At 73.4% G+C, this 24,867-nt stretch carries 19 protein-coding genes; 15 read left to right on the top strand and 4 right to left on the bottom strand.

Annotated elements, in window-relative coordinates:
* Positions 1-130: 130 nt before the first annotated feature.
* Both ABZ321_RS32625 and ABZ321_RS32630 read left to right on the top strand, forming a co-directional pair.
* Positions 131-526, top strand: coding sequence for a CBS domain-containing protein (locus ABZ321_RS32625; protein ID WP_354898468.1), 396 nt, complete (start codon positions 131-133; stop codon positions 524-526).
* 779 nt (positions 527-1,305) lie between these two features.
* Positions 1,306-1,473 carry a hypothetical protein gene (locus tag ABZ321_RS32630; protein ID WP_354898471.1) on the top strand — a complete coding sequence of 56 codons (168 nt, stop codon included), beginning with the start codon at positions 1,306-1,308 and terminating at the stop codon, positions 1,471-1,473.
* Positions 1,474-1,947: 474 nt separating this feature from the next.
* On the opposite strand, the gene ABZ321_RS32635 is transcribed toward ABZ321_RS32630, so the two are convergent.
* Complete coding sequence (locus ABZ321_RS32635; RefSeq protein ID WP_354898474.1) at positions 1,948-3,096, bottom strand: DNA polymerase III subunit beta; 1,149 nt, start codon at positions 3,094-3,096, stop codon at positions 1,948-1,950.
* A gap of 113 nt (positions 3,097-3,209) precedes the next feature.
* Between ABZ321_RS32635 and ABZ321_RS32640 the strand changes: the two genes are divergently transcribed.
* The 10 genes from ABZ321_RS32640 to ABZ321_RS32685 are packed head-to-tail and all read left to right on the top strand — an operon-like array spanning position 3,210 to position 14,497.
* A complete protein-coding gene (locus ABZ321_RS32640) occupies positions 3,210-3,761 on the top strand; it encodes a chemotaxis protein CheW (RefSeq protein WP_354898787.1) in 552 nt (183 codons plus the stop codon).
* Positions 3,751-5,097 (top strand): CheR family methyltransferase, encoded by a 1,347-nt coding sequence (locus ABZ321_RS32645; protein ID WP_344504275.1) that lies wholly within the window; start codon positions 3,751-3,753, stop codon positions 5,095-5,097. The genes ABZ321_RS32640 and ABZ321_RS32645 overlap by 11 nt, the downstream gene beginning before the upstream one ends.
* 58 nt (positions 5,098-5,155) lie before the next feature.
* A complete protein-coding gene (locus ABZ321_RS32650) occupies positions 5,156-5,713 on the top strand; it encodes a chemotaxis protein CheW (protein WP_354898478.1) in 558 nt (185 codons plus the stop codon).
* Positions 5,710-7,185, top strand: coding sequence for a methyl-accepting chemotaxis protein (locus ABZ321_RS32655; protein WP_344504277.1), 1,476 nt, complete (start codon positions 5,710-5,712; stop codon positions 7,183-7,185). Before ABZ321_RS32650 ends, ABZ321_RS32655 begins: the two co-directional genes overlap by 4 nt.
* A gap of 35 nt (positions 7,186-7,220) precedes the next feature.
* The gene (locus ABZ321_RS32660) at positions 7,221-9,296 is read left to right on the top strand and encodes a response regulator (RefSeq protein ID WP_354898481.1); all 2,076 of its coding nucleotides are present in this window, start codon (positions 7,221-7,223) and stop codon (positions 9,294-9,296) included.
* Positions 9,293-10,336, top strand: coding sequence for a chemotaxis-specific protein-glutamate methyltransferase CheB (gene cheB, locus ABZ321_RS32665; protein WP_344504279.1), 1,044 nt, complete (start codon positions 9,293-9,295; stop codon positions 10,334-10,336). The genes ABZ321_RS32660 and cheB overlap by 4 nt, the downstream gene beginning before the upstream one ends.
* A complete protein-coding gene (locus tag ABZ321_RS32670; RefSeq protein WP_354898484.1) occupies positions 10,318-12,249 on the top strand; it encodes a response regulator in 1,932 nt (643 codons plus the stop codon). The genes cheB and ABZ321_RS32670 overlap by 19 nt, the downstream gene beginning before the upstream one ends.
* Before the next feature lie 52 nt (positions 12,250-12,301).
* Positions 12,302-12,823: a SigE family RNA polymerase sigma factor gene (locus ABZ321_RS32675; protein ID WP_344504281.1), complete on the top strand. Its 522-nt coding sequence runs from the start codon at positions 12,302-12,304 to the stop codon at positions 12,821-12,823.
* A complete protein-coding gene (locus tag ABZ321_RS32680) occupies positions 12,823-14,025 on the top strand; it encodes a hypothetical protein (protein ID WP_354898487.1) in 1,203 nt (400 codons plus the stop codon). The genes ABZ321_RS32675 and ABZ321_RS32680 overlap by 1 nt, the downstream gene beginning before the upstream one ends.
* 31 nt (positions 14,026-14,056) lie before the next feature.
* Positions 14,057-14,497 carry a CorA family divalent cation transporter gene (locus ABZ321_RS32685; protein WP_344504283.1) on the top strand — a complete coding sequence of 147 codons (441 nt, stop codon included), beginning with the start codon at positions 14,057-14,059 and terminating at the stop codon, positions 14,495-14,497.
* Between the two features lie 39 nt (positions 14,498-14,536).
* Here ABZ321_RS32685 and ABZ321_RS32690 read toward each other — a convergent pair whose 3' ends face one another.
* Positions 14,537-15,028, bottom strand: coding sequence for an FBP domain-containing protein (locus tag ABZ321_RS32690; RefSeq protein WP_344504285.1), 492 nt, complete (start codon positions 15,026-15,028; stop codon positions 14,537-14,539).
* 55 nt (positions 15,029-15,083) lie between these two features.
* Here ABZ321_RS32690 and ABZ321_RS32695 point away from each other — a divergent pair, with 55 nt between their 5' ends.
* Positions 15,084-15,656, top strand: coding sequence for a WHG domain-containing protein (locus tag ABZ321_RS32695; RefSeq protein ID WP_354898491.1), 573 nt, complete (start codon positions 15,084-15,086; stop codon positions 15,654-15,656).
* A gap of 125 nt (positions 15,657-15,781) precedes the next feature.
* On the top strand, positions 15,782-18,727 hold the full coding sequence (locus ABZ321_RS32700) for a glycosyl hydrolase (protein WP_354898494.1): 2,946 nt from the start codon (positions 15,782-15,784) through the stop codon (positions 18,725-18,727).
* Positions 18,728-18,856: 129 nt separating this feature from the next.
* Here the strand turns inward: ABZ321_RS32700 and ABZ321_RS32705 are convergent, their stop codons facing one another.
* Positions 18,857-21,622, bottom strand: a complete 2,766-nt coding sequence (locus tag ABZ321_RS32705) for a hypothetical protein (protein WP_354898497.1) — start codon at positions 21,620-21,622, stop codon at positions 18,857-18,859.
* Between the two features lie 190 nt (positions 21,623-21,812).
* Here ABZ321_RS32705 and ABZ321_RS32710 point away from each other — a divergent pair, with 190 nt between their 5' ends.
* The gene (locus ABZ321_RS32710) at positions 21,813-23,678 is read left to right on the top strand and encodes a lytic polysaccharide monooxygenase (RefSeq protein ID WP_354898500.1); all 1,866 of its coding nucleotides are present in this window, start codon (positions 21,813-21,815) and stop codon (positions 23,676-23,678) included.
* Here ABZ321_RS32710 and ABZ321_RS32715 read toward each other — a convergent pair.
* Positions 23,600-24,847, bottom strand: a complete 1,248-nt coding sequence (locus tag ABZ321_RS32715; protein WP_354898503.1) for an EAL domain-containing protein — start codon at positions 24,845-24,847, stop codon at positions 23,600-23,602. The two genes, ABZ321_RS32710 and ABZ321_RS32715, sit on opposite strands and share 79 nt — an antisense overlap.
* Between the last annotated feature and the right edge of the window lie 20 nt (positions 24,848-24,867).

Genomic DNA, 24,867 nt, shown 5'->3' on the forward strand with positions numbered 1-24,867 from the left:
GCTGTCGCGGCGGGTCCCGGCGGGGGATTCCCACCGGGACCCGCCGGGACCCGCCGCGGGTCCCGGCGGGGGATTCCCACCGGCGGAAGTGGGTAGTCGTCCAGCTATGGGCCAGCAGGTGAAGAACATCATGACCAGCGCACCACTCACCATCGACGTCGACGCCCCGATCACCGCCGCCGCGGAGCTCATGCGCGACGCTGACATCGGCGCCCTCGTCGTCACCGCCACCAGCGGCGTCCGCGGCGTCCTGACCGACCGCGACGTCACCGTCCGCGTGGTCGCCACCGGCGCCGACCCGGCCACCACCGCCGTCGGCGACGTCGTCGCCCCCGACCTGGTCGCCGTCTCCCCACACGACGACGTGGACACCGCCACGGAGCTCATGCGCACCAACGCCCTCCGCCGCCTCCCAGTCCTCGACGGCGACGACCTCGTCGGCATCGTCTCCCTCGGCGACCTCGCCATCGACCACGACCCCACCTCACCCCTGGCCGACATCAGCTCCGAGGCCCCCAACAACTGACCTCCCCGCCCCACCGCTCTCCGGCGACGGGTTCCCACCCACCCCCCGAAGTGCTGCCACACGTCCCAGACGCGCCGCGTTGTCAGTCGTGCCGCGTTGTCAGTCGTGCCGCGTTGTCAGTCGTGCCGCGTTGTCAGTCGTGCCGCGTTGCGGGGTGTGCCGCGTTGCGGGGTGTGCCGCGTTGCGGGGTGTGCCGCGTTGCGGGGTGTGCCGCGTTGCTGGGCGTGCCGCGCTGCACGGGGAGACGCTGCGCTGCCGGAGATGCGGCGCTGCTGGGGTGCTGTGCCGGGGGGCGAGCCGCGTTGTCATGTGTGACGTGCTGCCGGGGTGCTGGGCTGCTGGATGCGCAGCGCTGCCATGTGTGACGCGCTGTCGCGCTGACAGGGTGGGCCCTGCACTGCGGCCGGCGGTCGGAGGCCGCTCCACCGGCGTGCGACGGCGAGAGCGTCGCGATCGCCGCGGCGCCGCCGTGCCAGCCGTCGGACGTGACGGCCGGGAAGCTGCCGGGGCTCGCCGCATTCGTTCGTCAGCCTCTGCAACGTGAACCAAGCGCGGCGACCACGTATCGCCGGGGAACCGTCCGAGCCGGCAGCACCTTGTCGGTTGCGGTGGCGAGCGCCCACGCCAGCCGATCGGGCACGGGCACGGCTCGGACAACGATCGTGGCGGCCGCCGAAGGTCGGGGAGATCCTCGGCGTGGCGGTGAACGGCGCGGAGTTCTACGGCGAGGTGGAGAGGTCGTGGCCGCCGGCGGCAGGTGTGAAGCGCAGGTGGGGCGCATGCCGAGGGGCGCGTTGAAGGTTGTGGAGGCCTGTGGCGGGCTGGTGAACGACGTGGAGGCGAAGGTCGTGGGGGTCTGTGGCGGAGCGGCGAACGACGTGGGGATGAAGGTTGTGGAGGCTCACGGTGCCTGGGTGTCGAAGGGCGGAGGATCTGCAGCGAGGTGAAGGTCGTCGAGGCACGCGGCGGGATGTGAAGGTCGTGAAGGCCTGTGGCGGGGTGGCGAACGACGCGGGGATGAAGGCCGTGGATGCGTGCAGTGGCCGGGCGTTGGAGGACGTGGGGATCTGCGGCGGGTAGTGAAGGACACGGAGACCCCGCGGGGCTGAAGGCGGTTGGGATGTCCGTTGACGAAACCAGTGCAGCCGCGCCGCAGCGGGCCACCGGTCGGGGCCGGCAGTGGTTGTGGCTGTCTGGGGTGTCGGACGGGGCTGAGGGGGCCGGTCGGTCTCAGGTGGCCGGTGATCGCCTGCGTCGCCAGGTGCAGCGCCCTGGACCTGAACTCGCCCCGCCAGCGGCGCGGGATGCGGAGGGGGACGACGAGGTAGTTGAGGGTGGTGGTGGGCAGGGAGGTGGTGAACGTGGTTGCGCGTAGGTCGGGCTGGAACTGGAGTCGGGCGGGGCTGAGGGGGCGGTCGGTGTCAGGTGGTCGGTGGGGTGCGGAGGGGGACGACGAGGTAGTTGAGGGTGGTGGTGGGCAGGGGGGCGGTGAACGTGGTTGCGCGTAGGTCGGGCTGGAACTGGAGTCGCACGGGGTGGTGGGGGAACGCGCGCAGGGCGTCCAGGAGGAGGCGGGCCTGGAACGAGCGGACGACGTGGGTGCCGTCGGTGGTGGCCTTGAGGGTTTGCTCGGACTCGCCGGTGAGGGGGTCGTCGGCGTGGACCAGGAGGGCGCCCTCGATCGGTTGGAGAGTGACGCGGCCGTGGGGGCCACCGAAGGCAGTGGCGCGGTCGACTGCCTGGGCGAGGGTGTCGGCGTCGGTCTCGACGGTGCAGATGGCGGAGATGTCGAGGAGGCGGGACATCTGAGCGTCGGGGTAACCGGTGCCGAGGGTCGGGGTGGTGAGGCTGCCGCCGTCCCAGGACAGGGCGAACAGGTCGTCGTCCGCGTGGACGTGGATGGTCTCCTCGCGGGACAGGTGCTGGGCGGCGCGGGCCAGCACGGCTGCGGGCACGAGTGCTTCGACCCCGGCGCGGACGGTCGCAGTCTCGCGGGCGACGGCATCGGTTGCCGGCGTGGAGGTGGGGTGCCAGGGGATCGCGGCGGCGGCCAGGCGGAAGCGGTCGGTGGCCAGGAGCGACAGGGTGGTGGTGTGGGCGCGGAGGCGGACGCCGGTGAAGAGGGGGAGGGCGTGCTCGCGGGAGGCGGCGCCGGCCACCGGGACGGCGGCGGTGCGGAGGTCGTCGCCGGCGACGGTGCCGTGGGCAGGGGGCAGGTGGACCGGCGGGGGTGTGGCGTCGGGGAGGCTGGGCAGCGCGAACCGGGCGCCCGGGACGCGGATCGACAGGCGGCCGCCCTGGACGGTGAGGCGGGCGTCGGCGGCGTCGAGGGACGTGAGGGTGTCGGCGACGGCCCGGCGGGGGACGACGACCTCGCCGGGGGTGTGGACGGTCGCGGGGGTGTGCAGGTGGACGACGACCTCGCCGTCGGTGGCGACCAGGTGCAGGCCGGCGTCGTCGGCGCGCAGCAGCACGCCCGCGTGGGACGGCTGCAGGGAGCGGCCGGTCAGCATGCGCAGCAGAAACGACGCGGCTGCGGCGAGCCGGGAAACAGATGCGGTCACGTCCATGCCTGCGAACCTACGCCGAGGGTATGACAAAAACCGGAGCCGGCGAGAGCACGCAGCCCTCACCCGATCGCGGTATAAAACCGACCAATGCCGCATATCATGATCGCGTGGCGATGACCGCTGTCACGGAAGCGCCGCCGGGGCTGTCGCTGGTCTTCGGCGTCGGTGACCTGTTGTGCGCACTGCCCCTGCGTGAGGTGGTGGAGACGATCCGGCCGCTGCCGGTGCAGCCGCTGGCGGGCACGGCCGACGTGCTGCTCGGGGTCAGCGTGATCCGCGGGCTCGCGGTGCCCGTCGTCGACACGGCGCGGCTCCTCGGCGCGGCGGCGGAGCGGCCCAGCAGGTTCGTGACGACGCGCACCGGAGGCGGGCCGCTCGCGTACGCCACCGGGCCGGTCCGAGGCGTGCTGCCGGTGGAGCCGGACGCCGACCGGCCGCCACCGCCGATGCTCGCCGCCTCGGCGACCAGGATCGTCGCGGCCGTCGGCGTCCTGGATGCCCGCCCCCTGCTGTTCCTGAGCAGCGAATGGCCACTGCCGAGCGCGCCCCGCGACGAATGGCCGTTGACAAGCCCAAGCCCAAGCCCAAGGACAAGCTCAAGCACAAGCTCAAGCCCAAGCCCAAGCACGGAGCACGACGAGTGGCCGGTGCACGATGGAACGTGACGAGGACGTCGCGCGGCTGCGCGAGCTGCTGTCGGTCCGGCTCGGGCTGACGTTCGACGACAAGCGGGACCCCCAGCTCGCCGCGACCCTGCGGGCGCGCGCCGGCCAGCACGGCCTGTCCGGCCGGGGCTACCTCGACCGCCTCGGCACCGCCTGGAACAACGAGCTCGCCGCCCTCGCCGAGGCCGTGACCGTCAACGAGACCTACTTCTTCCGCAACATCGAGCAGTTCAACGTCCTGGCGGAGGTGGTACTGCCCGCGCGCGTCCGGGCCAGGGCCACCCAGCGATGCCTGCGGCTGCTGTCGGTGGGCTGCTCGACGGGCGAGGAGGCGTACACGCTCGCGATGGTCGCGGCCCAGCGCGTCGAGCCGTCGTGGGACGTGTCGATCGTCGGGCTCGACGTCAACCGGGCCGCCCTGCGCGTCGCCGCCGCCGGGCGGTACTCGCAGTGGTCACTGCGGGAGACCCCGGACGCCGTGCAGCAGCGATGGTTCCGGGCCGCCGCCGACGGGGTCGAGATCGACGAGCGGCTCCGCGGGCGCGTGCGGTTCCTGGAGTACAACGCGGTCAACGACGACCCGGTGCTGTTCGCGCCCGACACGTACGACGTCGTCTTCTGCCGCAACCTGCTGATGTACCTGACGCCGAGGACGGTCGCGGCCGCGGTCGCCCGGATCACGCGGGCCCTGGCGCCGGGTGGCTACCTCTTCCTGGGACACACCGACACGCTCGGCAGCAAGCCGCCCGCCCTGGCGGTGCAGCACACCCACAACACGTTCTACTACCAGAAGGTCGTACAGCAGGCGCAGAACGCACACCGGGTGCGGCCGGCGCCTCAGGAGGACGGCAAGGCGAAGGCGCTGCATCTCGTGCAGCAGGAGCGGTTCGGTGAGGCCCTCGCGGCGCTCGACGCGATCGACACCGCCGCGGCCGACCGGCCCGACGTGCTGCTCCTGCGCGGCGCCGTCCTCGCCCATCTCGGGCACACCGGGCGGGCCGCCGCGGTCTGCCACCGCCTGCTGGACCGTGACGCCCTCAACCCCGACGCGCACCACCTGCTCGGCGAGTGCCGGGAGGGCGACGGCGACACGGACGGGGCGCTGGAACACCACCGGATGGCCGCCCACCTCGACGCCGAGTTCGCGATGCCGCGGCTGCGGATGGGCCTGCTCGCCCGGCGCGGCGGCGACCGGGCGACCGCCGAACGCGAGCTGGGCCGGGCCGCGGCCCTGCTGCGGCACGAGAAGGAGGAGCGCGTCCTGCTCTTCGGCGGCGGGTTCGGCCGCGGCGCCCTGATCGCCCTCTGCCACGCCGAAACGGCCGCACCACGATGACGCCCGCGGAACACGCCATGACAGCCACGGACCGACGCCGGCCGCCGCGGGACACGCGATGAAGACGAAGACCCTCGACCTGATGCAGCGCCTCGCCGAGCTGCGCGAGTCGTTCGACCGCTCCTTCACCGAGCCGCACCGTGAGCAGGTCACCGGCTTCGACGACCTCCTTGCGATCCGGGTCGGCGGCCACCGGTACGCGCTGCGCCTCACCCAGGCCGCCGGTCTCTTCCCGGACCGCCCGGTGACGCGCCTGCCCGGCCCCCAGCCGTCGCTGCTCGGCGTCGCCAGCTTCCGGGGCTCGATCGTGCCCGTCTACGACCTCGGGGCCGTGTTCGGCCACCCGGCCACCGCCGACCGGCGCTGGCTGGTCCTGGTCGCCGGCGAGCCGACGGTGGCGCTCGCGTTCGAGGGCCTCGACGGCCACCTGCGCGTCCCGCGCGACCTGATCGTGGAGGAGTCGACGGGCCACGGCCCGCGCGGCTGCCTGCGCGGGATCGTGCCGATGGACGGCGGCGCCCGGCCGATCGTCGATGTCCCGGCGGTACGGGCGGCGATCCAGACACTGACGGGAGCCGCACGGGACGCGGTGACAGCGGGGGACGGGGAACGATGAACCGGAGATGGACGTTCGGCCGCAGGCTCGCCGCGGGCTTCGCGGCCGTCGTGCTGCTCACGATGATCACCGGCGCGGTCACGGTCGCCGCGCTGGACACGGTCGTCGGCGGCAAGGACCACGTCATCGACATCGGCGTGCAGGGCCTGGTGGAGGCGCAGCAGCTGCGGGTGTCGGTGGAGGCGAAGAGCAGCGCGGCCCGCGGGTACCTGCTGACCGGCGACGATCGGTTCCGCACCCAGATCACCGAGGCCCGCGCCGCCTTCGCCCAGGCGGTCCAGCGGTTGCGCGGAGTGACGGACTCGCAGCGCGAGCGGGACCTGCTCGACGCCTCCGTCCAGGCCGAGCAGAACCACCAGGCGGCGCTGGAGGCGGTGATGGCGTTGCAGCGGGACGCCGCCCCGGCAGAGCGGATCGGCAGGGAGTTCGACGACACGGTGGCGCCGCAGCGCGAGGCGCTCAACCAGCACATCGACGCGCTGGCCGGGCTGCTGCGTCAGGACCTGACGGCCCAGCGGGACGCCGCGTCGAGCAAGGCGCGGGTGGCGACCTTCGTCGTGATCGGCATCGCGCTGATTGCACTGGTGCTCGGGGTGCTGGTGGCGGTGCTGCTGATCCGGGCGCTGGGCAGGCAGGTCGCCAGCACGGTCGGGCACATCCAGAGCTCCTCGGCCCAGCTGGAGGCCGCCGCCAGCCAGCAGGCGAACGGCGCCCGCGAACAGGCGACCGCGATGAGCGAGATCAACACGACGATCGAGGAGCTGCTGATCACGTCGCGTCAGATCGCCGAGGGCTCGCAGCGGGTCGCGAAGATCGCCGAGGAGACCGCGGGCGCGGCCAGCTCCGGCGACGCGACCATCGAGCAGGCCCGCGAGTCGATCACCGCGATCCGCCGCCAGGTCGACCTGATCGTGCAGCACATGCTGGAGCTCGGGCAGCGCTCGCAGCAGATCGGCGGCGTCGTCGACCTGGTGTCGGAGCTCGCCGAGCAGACCAACATCCTGGCCATCAACGCGACCATCGAGGCGTCCGGGGCGGGGGAGTGGGGCCGCCGGTTCGCGGTCGTCGCCGACGAGATCCGCAAGCTCGCCGACCGCACCGCCGGCTCCGCCAAGGAGATCCGCGCCCTCATCGAGGACGTCCGCGGCGCGGTGAACACGACGGTCATGGCGACGGAGACCGGCGCGAAGGCCGTCGACGCCGGCACCCGGCAGTTCGGCGCGGTCACCGCGTCGTTCCAGCAGATCGCCGACCTGGTCGCGACGACGACCGAGTCGGCGCGGGAGATCGAGCTGTCCACCAAGCAGCAGACGACCGCGGTCGAGCAGGTCAACGTCGCGGTCACCGACACCGCCCGGGTCACCCAGGAGAGCGAGTCCAGCGCCGTGCAGACCAGACAGACCGCCACCCATCTCGCCGGTCTCTCCACCGAGCTGCTGCGGCTGGTCGCCGCGGGCGCCGACCGGCATTGAGCGCCCCGTCGCCCGCGGTGCCGGGAGCTGCCGGAATGGCGCGACAGGCCAAGGACCCGCTGCGGTACTTCCGGATCGAGGCGCAGGAGCTCGTCGGGCAGCTCGCCCAGGGGGTCCTGGAGCTCACCCGCGACAGCGCGGACCGGGAGCCTGTCGCCAGGCTGCTGCGGCACGCGCACACGCTCAAGGGCGCGGCGCGGGTGGTGCGGCAGAAGGAGATCGCCGACGCCGCGCACGCCCTCGAGGAGCTGCTCGTCCCGCACCGCGACGGCGCCGCGCCGGTCCCGCCGGAGACGGTCGGCGCGCTGCTCACCCTGACCGACCGGATGACCGCCCTGACCGACGTTCTGCAACAGCCGGACAAGAAGGAAGAAAAGCCCGAAAAGCCAGAGCCTCAAGCCGCTCCTGTACGCCGTGACAGCGCCGACATCGATGAGCTGCTCGACGCGGTCGGCGAGGCCCATGCCCGGTTCGCGCCGCTGCGCCGCCAGGTCGCGACCGTCGAGCGGGCGCGCCGGGCCGCCGAGGCGATCACGGAGCAGCTGCGGATCCGCGCCGCGCAGCACGACGGCGCCGACGGCCGGACGGGCGCCATGGCGACCCGCCTGGCCGCCGACCTGACAGCGCTCGGCCGGCAGCTCACCGAGACCGTCGAGCAGGTGGAGCGCGAGCTCGACGACATCCGCGGCCGCGCCGAACGGCTCCGCCTGGTGCCGGTCGCGGCGGTGCTGACCACGCTGCACCGGGCCGCGTACGACGCCGCCGCCGCCGAGGGCAAGAAGGTCGTCTTCGACAGCCGCGGCGGCGACCTGCGGCTCGACCCGCACGTGCTGAGCCTGGCGTCCGGCGCGCTGCTGCACGTGGTCCGCAACGCCGTGTCGCACGGGGTGGAGACCGAGGCGGAGCGGCGCACCGCCGGCAAGCCGCCCGCCGGGCACGTCACCGTGGAGGTCCGCCGCCGCGGCACGAACGCCGCGTTCCGCTGCACCGATGACGGCCGCGGCTTCGACCTGGCCGCCGTGCGGCGCCAGGCGGAGGCGCAGGGCTTCGTGGCCGGCGGCTCCGGGACGGCCGAGCAGGACGTGCGGGAGCTGATGCGGCTGCTCATGCACGGCGGGATCAGCACCGCCGGCGAGGTCACCGGCATCTCCGGGCGCGGCATCGGCCTCGACGCCGTCCGTGACGTCGCCGAGCAGCTCGGCGGCGAGATCGACGTCAGCACCGAGCCCGGCCGCGGCACCACCGTGGAGCTGGTCGTGCCGCTGTCGCTGGTGTCGCTGTCGGGGCTCGTCGTCGAGGCGGCCGGGACCCTCGCGTCGCTGCCGCTGGACGCGGTGCGCACCTGCGTCCTGCTGAGCGCCGTCGAGGTCGCCGCCGCCGCGGCGGCCGGCGCGATGGCCCACGAGGGGCAGGTCATCGCGTTCCTGCCCCTCGCGCGCGTGCTGACCCCGGGCGGAGATCCACCGGCGCAGCCGCAGGGCGACGGCGGCGCGGTCGGCGTCATCATCGCCGCCGGCGGCCGGGTCCTCGCGGTGGGCGTCGACCGGCTGCTCGGCACGTCGGCGCTGGTCGTGCGGCCACTGCCGGAGCTCGCGCCGGCCGGCGCGGTGGTCAACGGCCTGTCCATCGACGCCGAGGGCAACCCACGGATCGTGCTCGACCCGCACGGCCTCGTCGCCGCGGCCGACGGCGAGAAGCCCGCCGACCCGCTCACCCGGGAGGCCGCCGCCGCCGGGCGCACCGACCCGGTCCTCGTCGTCGACGACTCCCTCACCACCAGGATGCTGGAGCGCAGCATCCTCGAGTCGGCGGGCTACGAGGTCGAGCTCGCCGCCTCCGCCGAGGAGGCCCTCGAGCGGGTCAAGCTGCGGCGGTACGCCCTGTTCCTCGTCGACATCGACATGCCGGGCATGGACGGGTTCACGTTCGTCGCCCTGACCCGCGAGGACCCGGTGCTGCGCGAGACGCCCGCGATCCTCGTCAGCTCGCGCGCGTCCGCGGAGGACCGCCGCCGCGGCGCCGAGGCCGGCGCCAGCGCGTACATGGTGAAGTCGGAGTTCAACCAGGAGGAGCTGCTCGGCCACATCCGCGACCTGGTGGGGAACCCATGATCAAGGTACTGGTGGTCGAGGACTCCGCGACGGTGCGGCAGTGCCTGCGCGAGGCGCTCACCGAGCGGCACGGCTTCGACATCGTCGGGGAGGCCGTCGACGGCGCGCAGGCCGTCGAGCTGTGCCGGCGGCTGCGGCCCGACGTCATCACGATGGACGTGGTCCTGCCCGTGATGAGCGGCCTCGCCGCCACCGAGCGGATCATGGCGAGCCAGCCGACGCCGATCCTCGTGGTGTGCTCGGCGTCCCGGCAGGAGCTGTTCACCACGTACGACGCGCTCGCCGCCGGAGCGGTCGACGTGCTGGAGAAGCCGCGCGGTGACGCCTCCGACGACACGTGGGGCGCGCGGCTGCGCACCGCGGTCAAGGTCGTGTCGCGCATCCGGGTCGTGACGCGGCACCGGCCCCCGGGAGCGGCCGCACCCGTGCAGGCGGCCATCCGTACACCTCGGATGCCCAGGAGACTCGTCGCGGTCGGCGCCTCGACGGGCGGCCCCGGCGCCATCGTCACGTTGCTGCGCGGCGTCCCGAGAGGCTTGTCGGTGCCGCTGCTGTACGTGCAGCACCTCGCCACCAACGAGACGTTCGCGCAGGCCTTCACCGGGTGGCTCGCCGAGCAGACCGGCCATGTCGTGCGGTACGCCCGCGGAGGGGAGAGCCTCGAGTCCGTCGCCGGGCAGGTCGTGATGGCGCCGCCGGACCGGCACCTGATCGTCCGCGGTGGGCACCTGCACCTGAACTCCGGGCCGCCCCGGCACTCGTGCCGCCCGTCCGTCGACGTGCTCTTCGAGTCCGTCGCCGCCGAGGTCGGCGCGGGCGCCACCGGCGTGCTGCTCACCGGCATGGGCCGCGACGGCGCCGAAGGCCTGCTCGCGATGCGCCGCTCCGGCGCGCACACCTACGCGCAGGACCAGGGCAGCTGCGTCGTCTACGGCATGCCGAAGGAGGCCGCGGCGCTGCACGCCGCGGTGGAGATCCTGCCGCCGGACCTGATCGCGGCCGGGCTGACGGAGAAGGTCGGATGGCGAGCACCGTCCTGATCGTCGACGACAGCCTGACCGTCCGGATGGACCTCCACGAGGCGTTCGAGGAGGGCGGCTTCCGCACCGTGCTGTGCGCCAACGGCGCCGACGCGCTCGCCGCGTTCGAGGCCGAGCAGTTCGACGTCGCGCTCTTCGACGTGCTGCTGCCGGACGCCGACGGGGTCGAGCTGCTGCGGGCGCTGCGCGCCCATCCCGGCCACGCCGGGGTGGTGGCGCTGCTGCTGTCCAGCGAGGCGGAGGTCAGCGACCGGCTCCGCGGCCTGCGCCACGGCGCCGACGACTACGTCGGCAAGCCCTACGACGCGCACGCGGTCGTGGCCCGCAGCCGGGAGCTGCTGCGGCGCGGTGCCGAGCCACCCGCCCAGCCGTCGGTGCTGGTCATCGACGACAGCCTCACGTTCCGCGAGGAGCTGCGGCACCTGCTCGCCGGCGCCGGCTACGAGGTCCTCGCCGCCGCCAGCGGCGAGGAGGGGCTGCGGGTCGCGGCGGCCAGCCCGCCGAGCGCGATCATCGTCGACGGGGTGCTGCCCGGGATCGACGGCGCGACCGTCATCCGCCGGGTCCGGCTCGACGCGACGCTGCGCAACGTGCCGTGCCTGCTGCTGACCGCCGCCGACGACTACGCGACCGAGCTGCAGATCCTCGACGCCGGCGCGGACGCGTTCGTGCGCAAGCAGGAGAGCCTGGCGGTGGTCCTCGCCAAGCTGGCCGCCGTGCTGCGCAAGAGCACCGTCACCCCGCTGCCGCCGGAGGGCCCGTTCCACGGCCAGGTCAAGGTGCTGCTCGTCGACCCCGACCGTGGGTTCCTGGACCACGCCGCGGACCTGCTGCGGGAGGAGGGCTACGAGCCGGTCGCCGCGCCCGACGCCGACGACGCCCTCGCCATGCTCGCCGTGCAACCGGCCGGGTGCGTGGTCCTGGCGGTCGACGGGCAGGGCGACACGACCGCGGGCCTGGAGCTGTGCACCCGGATCCGGTCGGTGCCGGGGCTGCGTGACATGCCGGTCATCGGCCTGGGCGCCGGCGACGCGCTGCTGGACTGCCTCGCTGCCGGCGCCGACGACTACGTGCGCCGCGCCGACGGCCCCAACACGCTGCGCGCCCACATCCGCGCGCACATCCGCCGGCAGCAGCTGCACGAGCAGAACCGGCGGATCCGCGACGAGCTGGTGCGCCGGGAGCTGGAGGCGGCGCACGAGCGGGCCGCCCGGCAGGTCGCGGAGGCCCGCGCCGAGCTCGTCGAGGAGCTCGAGTGGCGCAACCGGGAGCTGGAGGCCTTCAGCGGCTCCGTCTCGCACGACCTGCGCTCGCCGCTGCAGACGATCATCAGCTTCAGCGAGCTGCTGCTGGAGGAGCAGACCGGCGGGGAGCCCACCGACCTCGCCCTGCGCATCCACAGGGCGGCCCAGCGGATGAACGCGCTCATCGACGCGCTGCTGCAGCTCGCCTCCGCCAACCGCGGCCAGATCCAGCGCGCCGCGGTCGACCTGACCGCGCTCGCCACCGACGTCGTGGACGAGCTGCGCCAGCGCGACCCGGACCGGGAGGTGGAGGTGACCGTCGCGCCCGGGATGCGGGCCTCCTGCGACGGCGAGCTGGTCCGCGCCGTCCTGATCAACCTGGTCGGCAACGCGTGGAAGTTCACCGGCCGCACCGCGTCCCCGCGGATCGAGATCGGCTGCTCGCCGCCGGCGTTCTACGTCCGCGACAACGGCGCCGGCTTCCCCGCCGAACGCGCCGACCAGCTCTTCCGCCCCTTCGGCCGGCTGCACGACAGCAGCGACTTCCCCGGCACCGGCATCGGCCTGACCACCGTCCAGCGCATCGTCGACCGCCACGGCGGCCGGGTCTGGGCGCAGAGCGAGCCGGGCCGCGGCGCGACGTTCTCCTTCACGCTCCCCGACGCCTGAGCTTCGTGGCGTCGCCGCAGAACCTTCCGGGCGGCTGCCGAGTATTGAGTGCATGCAGCGGCCCGAGAACGACGACGACCGGTTCGTCAGCTTCATGCATGCCAGCGCGGCCCGGCTGTACCGGGTCGCGTACCTGCTCGCCGGGGACGCCGCGCAGGCGGAGGAGCTGACCCAGCAGGCCCTCGTGCGCACGTACACCGCCTGGTCCCGCGTCGCCGGCGACGACGCCTACGGCTACGCCCGCCGGATCCTGGTGAACCTGCACAACGACTGGTGGCGGCGGCGGTTCCTGCGGGAACGGCCGACGCCGGACGTGCCGGAGCCCCGCCGCGCGGAACAGGACCCGGCCGACGGGGTGGTCGTCAGGGACGGGGTGGCCCGGGCCCTGCAGACGCTGTCGCGACGGGAGCGGGCGGTGATCGTCTGCCGCTACTACCTGGACCTCACCGAGCAGCAGACCGCCGACGAGCTCGGCGTGGCCCTCGGCACCGTCAAGAGCACCAACGCGCGGGCACTGCGCAAGCTGCGGATCGCGGCAGACGAGACGACGTATGAGATGAAGGAGGCGCGGTGATGCGCAGCATCGAGGAGCTCCGTCGGGCGATGCGCGACGAGACCGCCGACCTCGCGCCCCGGGTGACGTTCGCCCAGGTCCGGCAGCGGGCCCGCCGGCGCCGCTTCACCGGACTGTTCACGTTCGCGGCCACTGTACTGGTGTCCGTCGCCGCGACGATGACCGCCCTGGCGGGCGCGCCGGCCGGACCCGCCCCGCTGCCCGCGCCCTCGCTGAGCGCCGCCGCACCCACGCTGAGCGCCGCCGCGGCGGCACCGACGCAGCTGGCCGGCGACACCGAGCTGCGGGGCACCGGGCCGGTCGTGCGCACCGGCGTCGCCTACGGCACCGGCGAGGAGCTCGTCCTGCGCTACAGCGGCGACGACATGAACGGCCTGTACTCGGCGCTGCACGACCCGGCCAAGGGGACCTACCGCAGGCTCGGCGGCGGCATCACCGTGCCGCCGGTCGGCGGGTTCTCCACGATCCTGGAGCTCGACGACCGGCACGGCGGCATTGTCGACTACGGCGTGGTCCACGGCGCCGGCCTGCGGGTCGAGCTCACCGCGGACGGGCAGCGCACGCAGGCGAGCACCGCCGAACTGCCCGGGATGCCGGACGCGACGATCTTCTGGGTCCGGCGCGCCGGGGTCGCGGTCCAGCCGACCGGCGCGGTCGGCGGGCCCACACCGGATCTCGGGTTCACCGCCCGCGACGCCGCCGGGGTCGTCGTCGCCACCGGCGGCCAGGTCCAGCGCAGCGACGGCGAGGTCGTCATCGCCGACACCTCCGTCCAGATCGGTGACCTCATGCGGACCGGTGTGACGCTCGCCGACGGCGGCCGGCTCGTGCTGTGGTTCAGCGGCGACGAGCGCGGCGCCGGGCTCGTCGCCGGCAGCGACCACGGCACCGGCGCACCCACTGAGGTGCGCGGCCTCGGCCGCTTCGCCCGCCCGCCGTTCGACATCGGCTTCTACGGCGGCCGCCACGAGTTCGACGAGGCCGGCGGCACCAAGATCGTCGTGTCCGTCTACGTCGGCCCGGCCGCCGCGGTGACCCTGGGCGCGCCCGGGGCGACGGGCCGCGGATCCGCGCGCTGGAGCGCCCACCCGCAGCTGCGCGTCGCGTGGGTCAACGGGGTCCCGGCGGGGGACGGGTGGAAGGTCAACGGCGTCGCCACCGACGCGCAGGGGGCGGTCGTCGCCGCCTACGACGGCCGGTGACGGCGCCGGCGGGGTGTGCGATCGTGCCCGCATGGATATCCGGGTCATCCGGTCAGGCACGGTGCAGGTCCGGCACGGGCTGCTCGCGGTACGGACGATGGCCGCGCTCGGGGGCGAGATCTACGGCCGGATGGCGACGCTGTCCCGCGACCAGCGGGACGAGCACTCGATCATCGACATCGTCGACCAGTTCAACCGGGTCCGGTCGGTGGCCGACGGCGAGCGGGAGTACCTGCAGGGCGTCATCGAGTTCTACCAGGCGCGGACGGAGACCAAGATGACGATCGCCGCGGAGCGGCTCGCCGTGATCGCCGCGGTGACCCTGCCGATCACCGCGCTGTCGTCGGTGCTCGGCATGAACCTCATCGTCAGCGACCACACGCGGTGGCCGCACCTGATCGCGGTCCTCGTCATCATGGTCGTCATGTCCGGCACCCTGCTCGGCTGGGCCAAACGGCAGGGCTGGTTCTAATTAGCCACAGGCCGGCTCTCGCTACAGGGCTGGTGCTCGCTACAGGATGCGGGCGAGGAAGGCGTCGAGCTTGCCGCGGGTCCGCTCGACCTTCTCGTCCACCGAGAGCGTCTCCCGCGGCCCGCCGGCGTCCGGGGTGCGCAGCCCGCGCACGTAGAGCGAGCAGGCCAGGTCGCTGCAGATGTACGAGCCGACCGAGTCGCCCTTGCGGCCCGCCTCGCCCGCGCGGCGGCCGGTCATCAGCGACACCCCGTTGCCCGGGTGGGTGGTCAGGCACAGCGAGCACATGTTGCGGTGCAGGAAGCCGCGCTGCTGGGCCGCGATGCGCAGCGTGACGCCGACGAGGGCGTCGCCGCCGCCCGGCGCGACCAGGTAGGCACGGTCCAGCGCGCCCGGGTCGCGCCAGCCGAGGAAGTCGAGGTCGGGCCAGGGCCGGTCGGCCAGGTCACGGGGGAGCGCGATGCGTTTCGCCTCGCCCTTGGAGCAGTTGACGAACGACGCGCGGATGTCGGTCTCGGTCAGTGGTCTCACGCAGCCGACGGTACCGACGCCTAATGACCCTAGGCAACTGACTATTGTGGCTAGGATGAGACGCGCAGGGCTCACCACCGACCTCGTGACCCGGGCCGCCGCGGACCTCGCCGACGAGGCCGGGCTCGACGGCGTGACGGTGTCGGCGGTCGCGCGGCACTTCGGGGTCAAGGACGCCAGCCTCTACTCGCACGTGCGCGGGCTGCGGGACCTGCGCTCGCGGGTGGCGCTCCTCGCCGCGGCGGAGTTCGCCGACCTGCTCGCCCCGGCGGTCGCCGGCAGGTCCGGCCGGGACGCGCTCGTCGCGTTCGCCGACGCCTACCGCGGCTACGCCCGCGCCCACCCGGGTCGCTACGCGGCGCTGCAGGCGCCGGTCGACCCGGCGGCGGACGTCTCGGCCGCGCGGCGGGGGATCGAGCTGACCTACGGGATGCTGCGCGGCTACGGCCTGGAGGAGCCCGACGCCACCGACGCCGTGCGCCTGCTGCGCAGCACCCTGCACGGCTTCGTCGACCTGGAGGCCCGCGGCGGCTTCAACGACCCGCGCGACGTCGACGCCTCCTGGCGCCGCACCGTCGCCGCGCTGCACGTCCTGCTGATCCATTGGCGGGAAGCGCTCTCAGAATGAATTAGCAGCTCAGAGCGCTGTTTGAGAGCGCTCTCAGAAGTTGACCATTGACATTGGTCAGATCGATTCCCCAAAATCACCAGGGACCCCAGGAAGCCGCCCACTTCTGATCGGAGTCCCACCCGATGCGCCTTACCCGAGGCCGACCCTTGTTCACCGGCGCCGCCGCACTCGCGCTCGTCGCCTCCGCCGTCACCTTCGTCGCCCTGCAGAGCGCCGCCGCCGACACGCTCGGCTCCGGCAGCTACGCCACCACCCGCCCCGCCGGTCAGGCACCGCCCGCCGGCTGCGGATCGATCGGCACCAACCCGCGCCAGTGGGTCACCGCCAACGCCCCAGCCGGCGCCGTCCCCACCAACGACTGGTGGTCGTCGCTGCTGTTCAAGAAGTTCAACTGCAGCTACTCCGAGCCGCTCAACGCGCACCCGATGGCGTTCAAGCCCGCCAACAACGGGCTCGGCGTCAGCTACACCACCGACGCCGCGATCTCCGGCACCGCCACCGGCGTCGGGGAGTACCACTACCCGTACACGACCGACTTCACCCTCGGCGTGGCCGGCCTCAACTCCCCGGACACCAAGGTCGACGGCTGGACCGACTGGACGGTGACGCCCTACTGGTCCGACGGCGCCCGCACCCTGCGCGCCACGATCGGCCACGGCCTGCCCTTCGTCTACGCCCGCACCAGCGGCGGCAGCGCCCAGCTGACCTTCGGCGGCCCGCCCGCCGTGTGGAGCAACAGCGGCGCCCGGATCGGCTTCACCGTCCGCGGCCACGACTTCGTCGCCTACGCGCCGACCGGGGCCACCTGGACCGTCAGCGGCAGCACCATCACCTCGACCCTCGCCGGCAAGGACTACTACTCGGTGGCGCTGCTGCCGACGACCACGTCCACCCCGGCGGCCGACCGGACGGCGCTCGCCAACACGTACGGCACCTACGCGCACAACCACGTGACCGGCACGCGGGTCAGCTGGGCGTACAACGCCGGCGCGAGCACGGTCAACGCGACCTACGCGTTCACCACCACCGCCCGTGAGGGCAGCGGCAGCGGCACCGTCGTGTCGCTCTACCCGCACCAGTGGAAGAACCTCACCGGCGCCACGCCCATCGCGCAGACCTACGTCTCGGCGCGCGGGCCGATGAAGACGCTCACCGGCGTCTCGTCGTTCACCACCGGCACGAAGTACCAGGGTGTCCTGCCGGAGATCCCCGCGGTCGCCGACAGCAGCGGGGCCGACCTGGCCACGCTTGGCGGCTACCTCGACCAGGCCGCCTCCGGCGACCCCCTGGCGGGCTTCGGCGACGACACCTACTGGACCGGCAAGGGCGTCGGCCGCGCCGCCCGCCTCGCCGAGATCGCCGACCAGCTCGGCCGCACCGCCCAGCGCGACGCGCTGCTCAACGCGATCCGCACCCGCCTCACCAACTGGTTCACCGCCAGCCCCGGCGAGGCGACCCGACTGTTCGTCTACGACGCCAACTGGGGCACGCTGATCGGCTACCCCGCGTCGTACGGCTCCGACAGCGAGCTCAACGACCACCACTTCCACTACGGCTACTACATCGCCGCGGCCGCGACCCTGGCGAAGTTCGACCCGGCGTGGGCGGCGAGCAACGCCTACGGCAGCATGGTCAACCTGCTCATCCGGGACGCCAACAACCCCGACCGCAACGACACGATGTTCCCGTTCCTGCGGGACTTCGACATCTACGCGGGCCACGACTGGGCCTCCGGGCACGGAGCGTTCGGCGCCGGCAACAACCAGGAGTCGTCCTCGGAGGGCATGAACTTCGCCAACGCCCTCATCCAGTGGGGCCAGGCGACCGGCAACACCGCCGTGCGCGACGCGGGCCTGTACATCTACACGACCCAGGCGCAGGCGATCCAGGAGTACTGGTTCGACTCGTCCAACCAGAACTTCCCGTCGACGTTCGCGCACAACACCGTCGGCATGGTCTGGGGCGACGGCGGCGCGTACGCCACCTGGTTCTCCGCCGAGCCGGAGATGATCCAGGGCATCAACATGCTGCCCATCACCGGCGGCTCGCTGTACATGGGCTACAAGCCGGCCTACAACAGCGTCAACTGGAACGAGATGGTCACCAACAACGGCGGCCCGCCGACCGTCTGGCAGGACGTGCTGTGGTCCTTCCAGGCCCTCGGCAACGGCGACACCGCGCTGGCGAACTTCCGGGCCAACTCCGGCTACACCCCGGAGGAGGGCGAGAGCAAGGCGCACACGTTCCACTGGCTGCGCAACCTCGCCGCGCTCGGCCAGGTCGACACGTCGGTCACCGCCAACACGCCGCTCTACGCGGTGTTCACCAAGAACGGCGCGAAGACCTACGTGGCGTCGAACCTGACCGGCTCACCGCTCACCGTGACGTTCTCCGACGGCCGGACGCTGACCGTGCCCGCCGGCAAGACCGCCACGACCGGTGCGTTCACGTGGGTCGGCGGCGGCGGGACCAGCAACCCGCCGACGTCGCAGCCGCCCACCTCGCAGCCGCCGTCGTCCCAGCCCCCGTCGTCGCAGCCCCCGTCGTCGCAGCCGCCGTCGTCCCAGCCGCCGGTCGGGTCGAACCTGTTCTACCTGCGCAGCGGGCCGGCGCTCAACACGACCGCCGGGACCGCCGCGGGCACCCAGACGGTCAGCGCCGCCAACGGCAACTGGGACGGCACGCCGCACAACCCGGTGACCTACACCAAGTGCGGCATCACCGGCAGCACGAACGGCCAGGCGACCGCGTTCACGCTGTACGTCGACGCCGGGAGCACCGTCGGGCAGGGCATCCAGGTCCGGGTGTCGTACGACCTCACCAACAACGGCAGCGACGAGCGGGTGGAGACCTACCGGTACTTCGCCACCGACCCGGTGCCGGGGACGGAGACGTACACGCAGGCGGTGGGCCTGTCGTCCTCCTCCGGCAGCCTCGGCGCGATGAGCAACGGCTGTGTCCGCATGGAGGTCTGGAACGCGATCGGCAACGCCGCGACCACGGTCCGGATCGACGCGTCCGCCGCCAACGGCAACCAGTCGACGCTGCGGATCCCGTACACCGTGTGAGTTCTTCCTGAAAGTGGCGGGCCGGCACGAGTCAGTGCCGGCCCGCCATGTTTCAGGCTGACCGGCACCGCTGCTGGGGTCGCACGTATGTCGGTGGTTCGCGAAGTGTTCCTTGCGATGCACCAAACATTACGGAGCCGCTGATCTCGCCGAATCACGGAAACGTGCCAGCGCCTCGGGCCGCTCCTCGACGGGCGCCTGACCCTGGCCCAGCACCGCCAGGACCGTGCCGAGCTTCTCCCGCAGCGTCGGGTCGAGGTGCAGCAGGACGTACAGCAGCGCCCACGCCAACCCGATCACCTTCGCCCAGTCGTGCATCGCTCCGGAGAAGCTGAGCCACGGCTGCGCCGCGTAGACCGCCGCGAGCGGCAGGCCGGCGAACAGCGCGACCCGCAGGACCTCCGCCGCGACCGCCCGCCCGCCGCGCCGCACCGGCGCCGGCACCGCGACCGCCGCGGCGCGCCGCAGCCGGCCGAGCTCGCCGGTGGCGAGGGCCCCCGCGTTGTGCCGCAGCACCTCCTCGACCCGCCGCCACGCGTCGGCGGACGCGGGCGCGGCGACGAGGAACTTCAACTGCCGCACCGCCCTGGCCGCCCCCCGCCCGCCGTCGGCGAGCTGCCGGTGCGTGTCCGGGTCGACGAGCCCGAACGACGCCGGGAGGTCGTGCTCGACGGCGTACGCGATCCGCTCCAGCCGCTCCACCCAGAACCGCCGCCATTGCAGGTCGTTGCGCCGCCCGTGCTGCCGCAGCTCGCCGAGCATCGCGAGGGTCTCCGTCAGCGCGACGGCCCGCGGCGTGCCCCGCCGGTGCCGGCGCATCGCCCACGCCGCGACGAGCCGGCACGCGGCCGCCACGGCGAGCCGGACGGTGCCCATCGCCGCGACGGCGCCGAGCGTGGCACCGGCGACCGCCGTCCAGCCGTCGTGGCCCCGGTACAGCACGGTCCCGGCCAGCGCGAACCCGGCGATCAGCGGCACCGCCCGGGTGAGGACGACCCGGCGGTCGTCGGCCCGGGTGAAGCGGAACAGGATCCGGTTCAGCAGCAGGTACGCCGCGGCCGCGGCGACAGCACCGACGACCTTGCTGTCCGCGGCCGCGGAGAGGACGAGGAACGCGGCCGCGGTCGCCAGGTAGCCGGCGGTGAGCCGGGCCACGATGTTGACACGGTTCCACAGCAACGTGGCGGTCTCGACGTCCAGGGCGTAACTGTCGAGGATGGACCGCGCGGCCGGGTCGGCCGCAGGGACCGAGACGTCCAGTGTGGACAGCAGCGGGACGGTGCCGGTCCGCCAGGCGGCGAGGGCGGCCCGGTCCCCGCCGCGCATGCGCCGCCGGACCATCCACAATGGACCACCGGTGCGCCACCAGAGCGCGCGGCGCCGGGCGCGCAGCCGCTGTGGCACGGTCGCCGCCGGCCCGATCGCGTCCAGCGCGAGGGCCCACAGCCGGTACTGCTCGAAGAGCGTCGACTCCTGCTCCCGGACGGGGAACGTGGCACGGACGGCCGGCGCCGTCGCCTCCAGGAGCTCGACGGCCGTCCTCGGGCGGCCCAGCCAGGCGAGCGCGGCGACCCGCCCGTCGACCACGTCGATGTCGTCGGGGTCCGCCGCCACGACGTCGTCGAGGCGGGCGAGGGTCTCCTCCTCGCGGTCGTCGAGGAACAGCCGCACCGCAAGCTCCTTGACGAGCTGCGGATCCTGCCCGCCGGCGGCGAGCACGTCGATCGCGGCCGGCTGACCCGCCCGCGCCTCGGCCCGCTGGGCCCGGTCCAGGACGCCGGCGGCGTGGGCGGCCGCGTCCATGAGCTCCGCGGCGGGGACGCTCGCCAGCGGGCCCAGCACCTCCTCGACGGACAGCGGCGCCCAGGCCGCGACGACCTCCTCGTCGCGGCGGTGCAGCCGGTGCCGCAGGGCCGGCAGCGGGCCACCGGTCCGCCACCACAGGAGCCGGTGCGGGTCCTCCGCGTCGAAGGCGCCGCACGCGGCGGCCGGCAGCCCGGCGTCGTGGTATGCCTGCGCCACGATCCGCCGCAGCGGCCGGGCGCGCGCGGTCTCGGCCGGCAGGCTGTCGGCGAACCGCACCGCCTCCGGCAGCCGGCGCATCCTGATGAGCAGCGTGCACTGGCGGACCAGCACCTGGATCGGGCTCGGGTCGACGGCGAGCCGGCGGTGCAGCGCGAGCGCCGGCCCGGGCCGGTCGAGCCGCTCGGCGACCAGCGCGGCGCGGCGCAGCAGCAGCGGGTGCGTGGAGTCGCGGCGCAGCGCCTCGGCGAGGGCGGCCGCGGCCTCGGCCCGCCGGCCGCCGTCGAGGTGCGCGGTGGCGGCGTCGCAGGCGGCGAGCGCGTCGCGATCCTGTGCCGTGCCGTTCACGATCCGGGTCAGCAGCGCGCACATGTCCACCGCGGCGCGGGCGGGCGGGCCGGCCGCCTCGACGAGCCCGGCGAGGACGCGCTCCTCCTCGCGCCGCCGCCGCCGGAACTTCAGCAGGCCGCCGGTGCGCTCCCAGTGGCTCCGCAGACCGGCCGGGTGGGTGTCGACCGCCAGCACCGGCAGGTTCATCGCCTCGTACGTCTCCGCGCGCAGCGCCCGGCGCGGTGCGGTGCCGAGCACGGCGAGGGCCTGGACGAACCGTCCGTGGTCGCGCAGAGCGATGTTGCGGTCGGTGATCACGGCCTCGTCGTCGGGGGCGACCCGGTGGGCCTCGGCGAGCAGGGCGAGCGCGCATCCGTCCCAGCCGATCGCGAACTGCGCCGCGGCGAGCGCGCGCAGCAGATCGGGGTCTGAGGGGCCCGTGATCAGGGCCTCCGCCAGCAGGTGGGCGGCATCGGCGTGGTCGCCGGCAACAGAGCAGAGCTCCGCCGCTTCAAGGACCGCTGCCGGTCCAGTGCTCGACATGGCGGTAAGCATCGAGGGTCGCACGTGTTCAACGCGAGCGGTTCACCTGAAGTATCGAAATATCCGACCATCCGGTGAATGTTTCACGGCCGTCCAGCGTCGATACGTCCTCCGGTCGCCGGTTCGTTGCCATGCGCCGCTCACACACCGTGCAATCCAGGGCAGTGAATGCCTTCTGGAGAGAGGTTCCATGAATCGACGACGAAGACTGGCGCTCTGGCTCGCCGCGGCGGTCGCCGGAACGGGCACGGTGGTCATCGCGGCGGACCCGGCGGCCGCGCACGGCGCGATGATGGTGCCCGGCAGCCGGACCTATCTGTGCTGGAAGGACGGCCTGAACGCCACCGGCGCGATCCAGCCGAAGAACCCGGCGTGCGCGGCGGCGGTCGCGCAGAGCGGGCCGAACTCGCTCTACAACTGGTTCGCGATGCTGCGCTCCGACGGCGCCGGCCGCACGAGCGGGTTCATCCCCGACGGGAAGCTGTGCAGCGGCGCCGCGACCGTCTACGACTTCTCCGGCTTCGACCTGAACCGGTCCGACTGGCCGCTGACCCACCTCACGTCAGGCTCCACAATGGAGTTCGACTACAGTAACTGGGCTGCGCACCCGGGCACGTTCTCGTTGTACGTCACCAAGGACGGCTTCGACCCGACGCGGCAGTTCAACTGGTCGGACCTGGAGTCCACGCCGTTCCTGCAGGCGACCAACCCGCAGCAGGTCGGCTCGCCCGGCACCAACGACGGGCACTACTACTGGACGGGGCGCCTGCCGTCCAACAAGTCGGGCCGGCACATCATCTACTCGGTGTGGTCCCGCTCCGACAGCACCGAGACGTTCTACGGCTGCTCCGACGTCATGTTCGACGGCGGCAACGGCGAGGTGACCGGCGTCGGCACCACCGGCCCCGGCCCGTCGACCTCGGCATCGGCGTCCACCTCTCCCAAGCCTTCCACGTCCAGCTCACCGCCGCCGGCCGGCAACGCCGGGTGCGCCGCCACGTACCAGGTGACCAACAGCTGGCAGGGCGGCTTCCAGGCCGACGTCAAAGTGACCAACTCCGGCACCGCACCGGTCAACGGCTGGCGCGTCGGGTGGAGCTGGACCGGCGGGCAGCAGGTGAGCCAGGGCTGGAACGCGACGGTGACCCAGTCGGGCGCCGCCGTCACGGCGACCAACGTGAGCTGGAACGGCACCGTCCCGGCGGGTGGCAGCACCAGCTTCGGCATGCTGGTGAACGGCGCCACGGGCAGCGCACCGCAGCTCAGCTGCAGCGCCAACGGGCAGAACCCGCCGCCCACGTCGCCGTCCGCCTCGGCGTCGGTCTCGCCGTCGGCGTCCACGTCGTCGGGTCCGCCGCCCGCCGGCTGCACCGGCGCCGCCTTCTGCGATGGCTTCGAGAGCCAGACCAGCGGCGGGGTGTCCGGCGCGTGGAGCGTCTCCAACGCCAACTGCTCCGGCACCGGCACGGCCACCGTCGACACCGCGGTCGTGCACAGCGGCAGCAAGTCGGTCCGCATCGACGGGAAGGCGGGCTACTGCAACCACGTCTACGTGTGGCCCACCAAGGACCTCAGCGGGCTGGGCTCGGTGTGGTACGGGCGGATGTACGTCCGTCACACGACGGCCCTGCCGGCCGCGCACGTGGCGTTCGCGGCGCTGAAGGACAACGCCGACGGTGGCAAGGACCTGCGCCTCGGCGGGCAGAACAGCGCCCTGCAGTGGAACCGTGAGTCCGACGACGCGACCCTGCCGGCGCAGAGCCCGTCGGGTGTCGCGCAGAGCCGCCCGCTGCCGACCGGGCAGTGGAACTGCGTGGAGTTCATGGTCGACGGCCGCGGGCTGCTCACGACGTGGCTCAACGGCACCGCCGTGCCCGGCCTGCAGGTCGACGGGGTGCCGACCGCCGACATCGACCAGCAGTGGCTGTCGAAGGCATGGGCGCCGCGGGTCAGCGACCTGCGGCTCGGCTGGGAGAGCTACGGCGTCGGCGACGACACCCTCTGGTTCGACGACGTGGCCGTCGGCGCGTCCAGGATCGGCTGCCTCAGCGCATAGCTGGGCCGCAGCGCGGCGGGGACCCCGGGGCGCCCGAAGAACCAGCCCTGACCGTAGTGGACCCCGAGGCCGGCGAGCGCGAGCGCGTCGGCCTCGGTCTCCACCCCCTCCGCGACGACCGTGGCGCCGCACCCGGCGGCCAGGTCGACCAGCGACCGGGTGAGCACGCGCAGCACCTGGTCGGTGCCGACGCCGGTGACGATGCTGCGGTCGAGCTTGATGACGTCGGGCTGGGTCAGCACGATGTGCCGCAGCGATGAGAACCCCGCACCGACGTCGTCGACGGCGAGCCGCATCCCGCCGCCGCGCAGCGGGGCGAGCGCCTGCTTCAGCAGGTCGTAGTCCTCGACCGGCTGGTGCTCCGACAGCTCCAGCACGATCCGGTCCAGCGGCAGGCGGCCCAGCAGGTCCAGGCACTGCGGCGTCAGCAGCGTGCCCGGTGAGATGTTCATGGCGACGTACCCGTGCACGCCGGCCAGATGCTCCGCCGCCTTCCGCAGCGCGAGGACCTCCAGCCGGTCGCCGACGCCGATCTCGTGCGCCTCGGCGAAACACACGTCCGGCGGGCGCTGCCACGCCTGCGGGAAGCGGCTCAACGCCTCCGCCCCGATCCGCCGGCCCGTCGCCACGTCCACGATCGGCTGCAGCACCACCTGCGGCCCGCCCGCCTCGATGACCGGCCCGAGCCGGCCGCCGATCTCCGCGTGCAGCTGGCGCCGGCGGAAGTCCGGCTCGACGACCAGCGCGGCCGCCTGCGACAGCACCTCCATCAGCGCCTTGTCACGCTTCGACAGCTGCTTGTCGGCCCCGAACCCGGCCGCGCAGAACGTGCCGTAGACCGTGCCGTCGCTGAGCACCACCGGCACCGACACGTAGCTGCGCAGGCGGGGCATCCTCGCCGCCGGCAGCTTCATCGCCTCCGGGAACTTGGTGACGTCCGGGATCACCGCCGGCAGCCGGCCGTCCATGATGCTCTGGCAGAACGAGTTGGCCCGGGGGCGGGTCGTGCCGTCGCGGAACAGCATCGGCAGCGCCGACTCCACGACCTCCAGGTGCTGGGTCGTCTCGTCCAGGCGGGTCATGAACGCCAGGCTCAGCCCGAGCGCCTCGCGGGCGGTCTTGAGCAGCTCGGCGATCTGCCGGGCGGACTCGGAGCGGGCTCGTGCCATGTCCTGCACCGTCGGCGGCC

This window comes from Dactylosporangium sp. NPDC006015, from assembly GCF_040614215.1.
GTDB classification, from domain to species: Bacteria; Actinomycetota; Actinomycetes; order Mycobacteriales; family Micromonosporaceae; genus Dactylosporangium; species Dactylosporangium maewongense.

What these genes read in the sequence shown, in the direction of transcription:
- ABZ321_RS32685 (WP_344504283.1), top strand. Translation starts at nt 14,057, where the DNA reads ATGGATATCCGGGTCATCCGGTCAGGCACGGTGCAGGTCCGGCACGGG.
- ABZ321_RS32695 (WP_354898491.1), top strand. Translation starts at nt 15,084, where the DNA reads ATGAGACGCGCAGGGCTCACCACCGACCTCGTGACCCGGGCCGCCGCG.
- ABZ321_RS32700 (WP_354898494.1), top strand. Translation starts at nt 15,782, where the DNA reads ATGCGCCTTACCCGAGGCCGACCCTTGTTCACCGGCGCCGCCGCACTC.
- ABZ321_RS32645 (WP_344504275.1), top strand. Translation starts at nt 3,751, where the DNA reads ATGGAACGTGACGAGGACGTCGCGCGGCTGCGCGAGCTGCTGTCGGTC.
- ABZ321_RS32625 (WP_354898468.1), top strand. Translation starts at nt 131, where the DNA reads ATGACCAGCGCACCACTCACCATCGACGTCGACGCCCCGATCACCGCC.
- ABZ321_RS32715 (WP_354898503.1), bottom strand. Translation starts at nt 24,847, where the DNA reads ATGGCACGAGCCCGCTCCGAGTCCGCCCGGCAGATCGCCGAGCTGCTC.
- ABZ321_RS32670 (WP_354898484.1), top strand. Translation starts at nt 10,318, where the DNA reads ATGGCGAGCACCGTCCTGATCGTCGACGACAGCCTGACCGTCCGGATG.
- ABZ321_RS32640 (WP_354898787.1), top strand. Translation starts at nt 3,210, where the DNA reads ATGACCGCTGTCACGGAAGCGCCGCCGGGGCTGTCGCTGGTCTTCGGC.
- ABZ321_RS32630 (WP_354898471.1), top strand. Translation starts at nt 1,306, where the DNA reads ATGCCGAGGGGCGCGTTGAAGGTTGTGGAGGCCTGTGGCGGGCTGGTG.
- ABZ321_RS32710 (WP_354898500.1), top strand. Translation starts at nt 21,813, where the DNA reads ATGAATCGACGACGAAGACTGGCGCTCTGGCTCGCCGCGGCGGTCGCC.
- ABZ321_RS32655 (WP_344504277.1), top strand. Translation starts at nt 5,710, where the DNA reads ATGAACCGGAGATGGACGTTCGGCCGCAGGCTCGCCGCGGGCTTCGCG.
- ABZ321_RS32705 (WP_354898497.1), bottom strand. Translation starts at nt 21,622, where the DNA reads ATGTCGAGCACTGGACCGGCAGCGGTCCTTGAAGCGGCGGAGCTCTGC.
- ABZ321_RS32660 (WP_354898481.1), top strand. Translation starts at nt 7,221, where the DNA reads ATGGCGCGACAGGCCAAGGACCCGCTGCGGTACTTCCGGATCGAGGCG.
- ABZ321_RS32675 (WP_344504281.1), top strand. Translation starts at nt 12,302, where the DNA reads ATGCAGCGGCCCGAGAACGACGACGACCGGTTCGTCAGCTTCATGCAT.
- cheB (WP_344504279.1), top strand. Translation starts at nt 9,293, where the DNA reads ATGATCAAGGTACTGGTGGTCGAGGACTCCGCGACGGTGCGGCAGTGC.
- ABZ321_RS32680 (WP_354898487.1), top strand. Translation starts at nt 12,823, where the DNA reads ATGCGCAGCATCGAGGAGCTCCGTCGGGCGATGCGCGACGAGACCGCC.
- ABZ321_RS32635 (WP_354898474.1), bottom strand. Translation starts at nt 3,096, where the DNA reads ATGGACGTGACCGCATCTGTTTCCCGGCTCGCCGCAGCCGCGTCGTTT.
- ABZ321_RS32650 (WP_354898478.1), top strand. Translation starts at nt 5,156, where the DNA reads ATGAAGACGAAGACCCTCGACCTGATGCAGCGCCTCGCCGAGCTGCGC.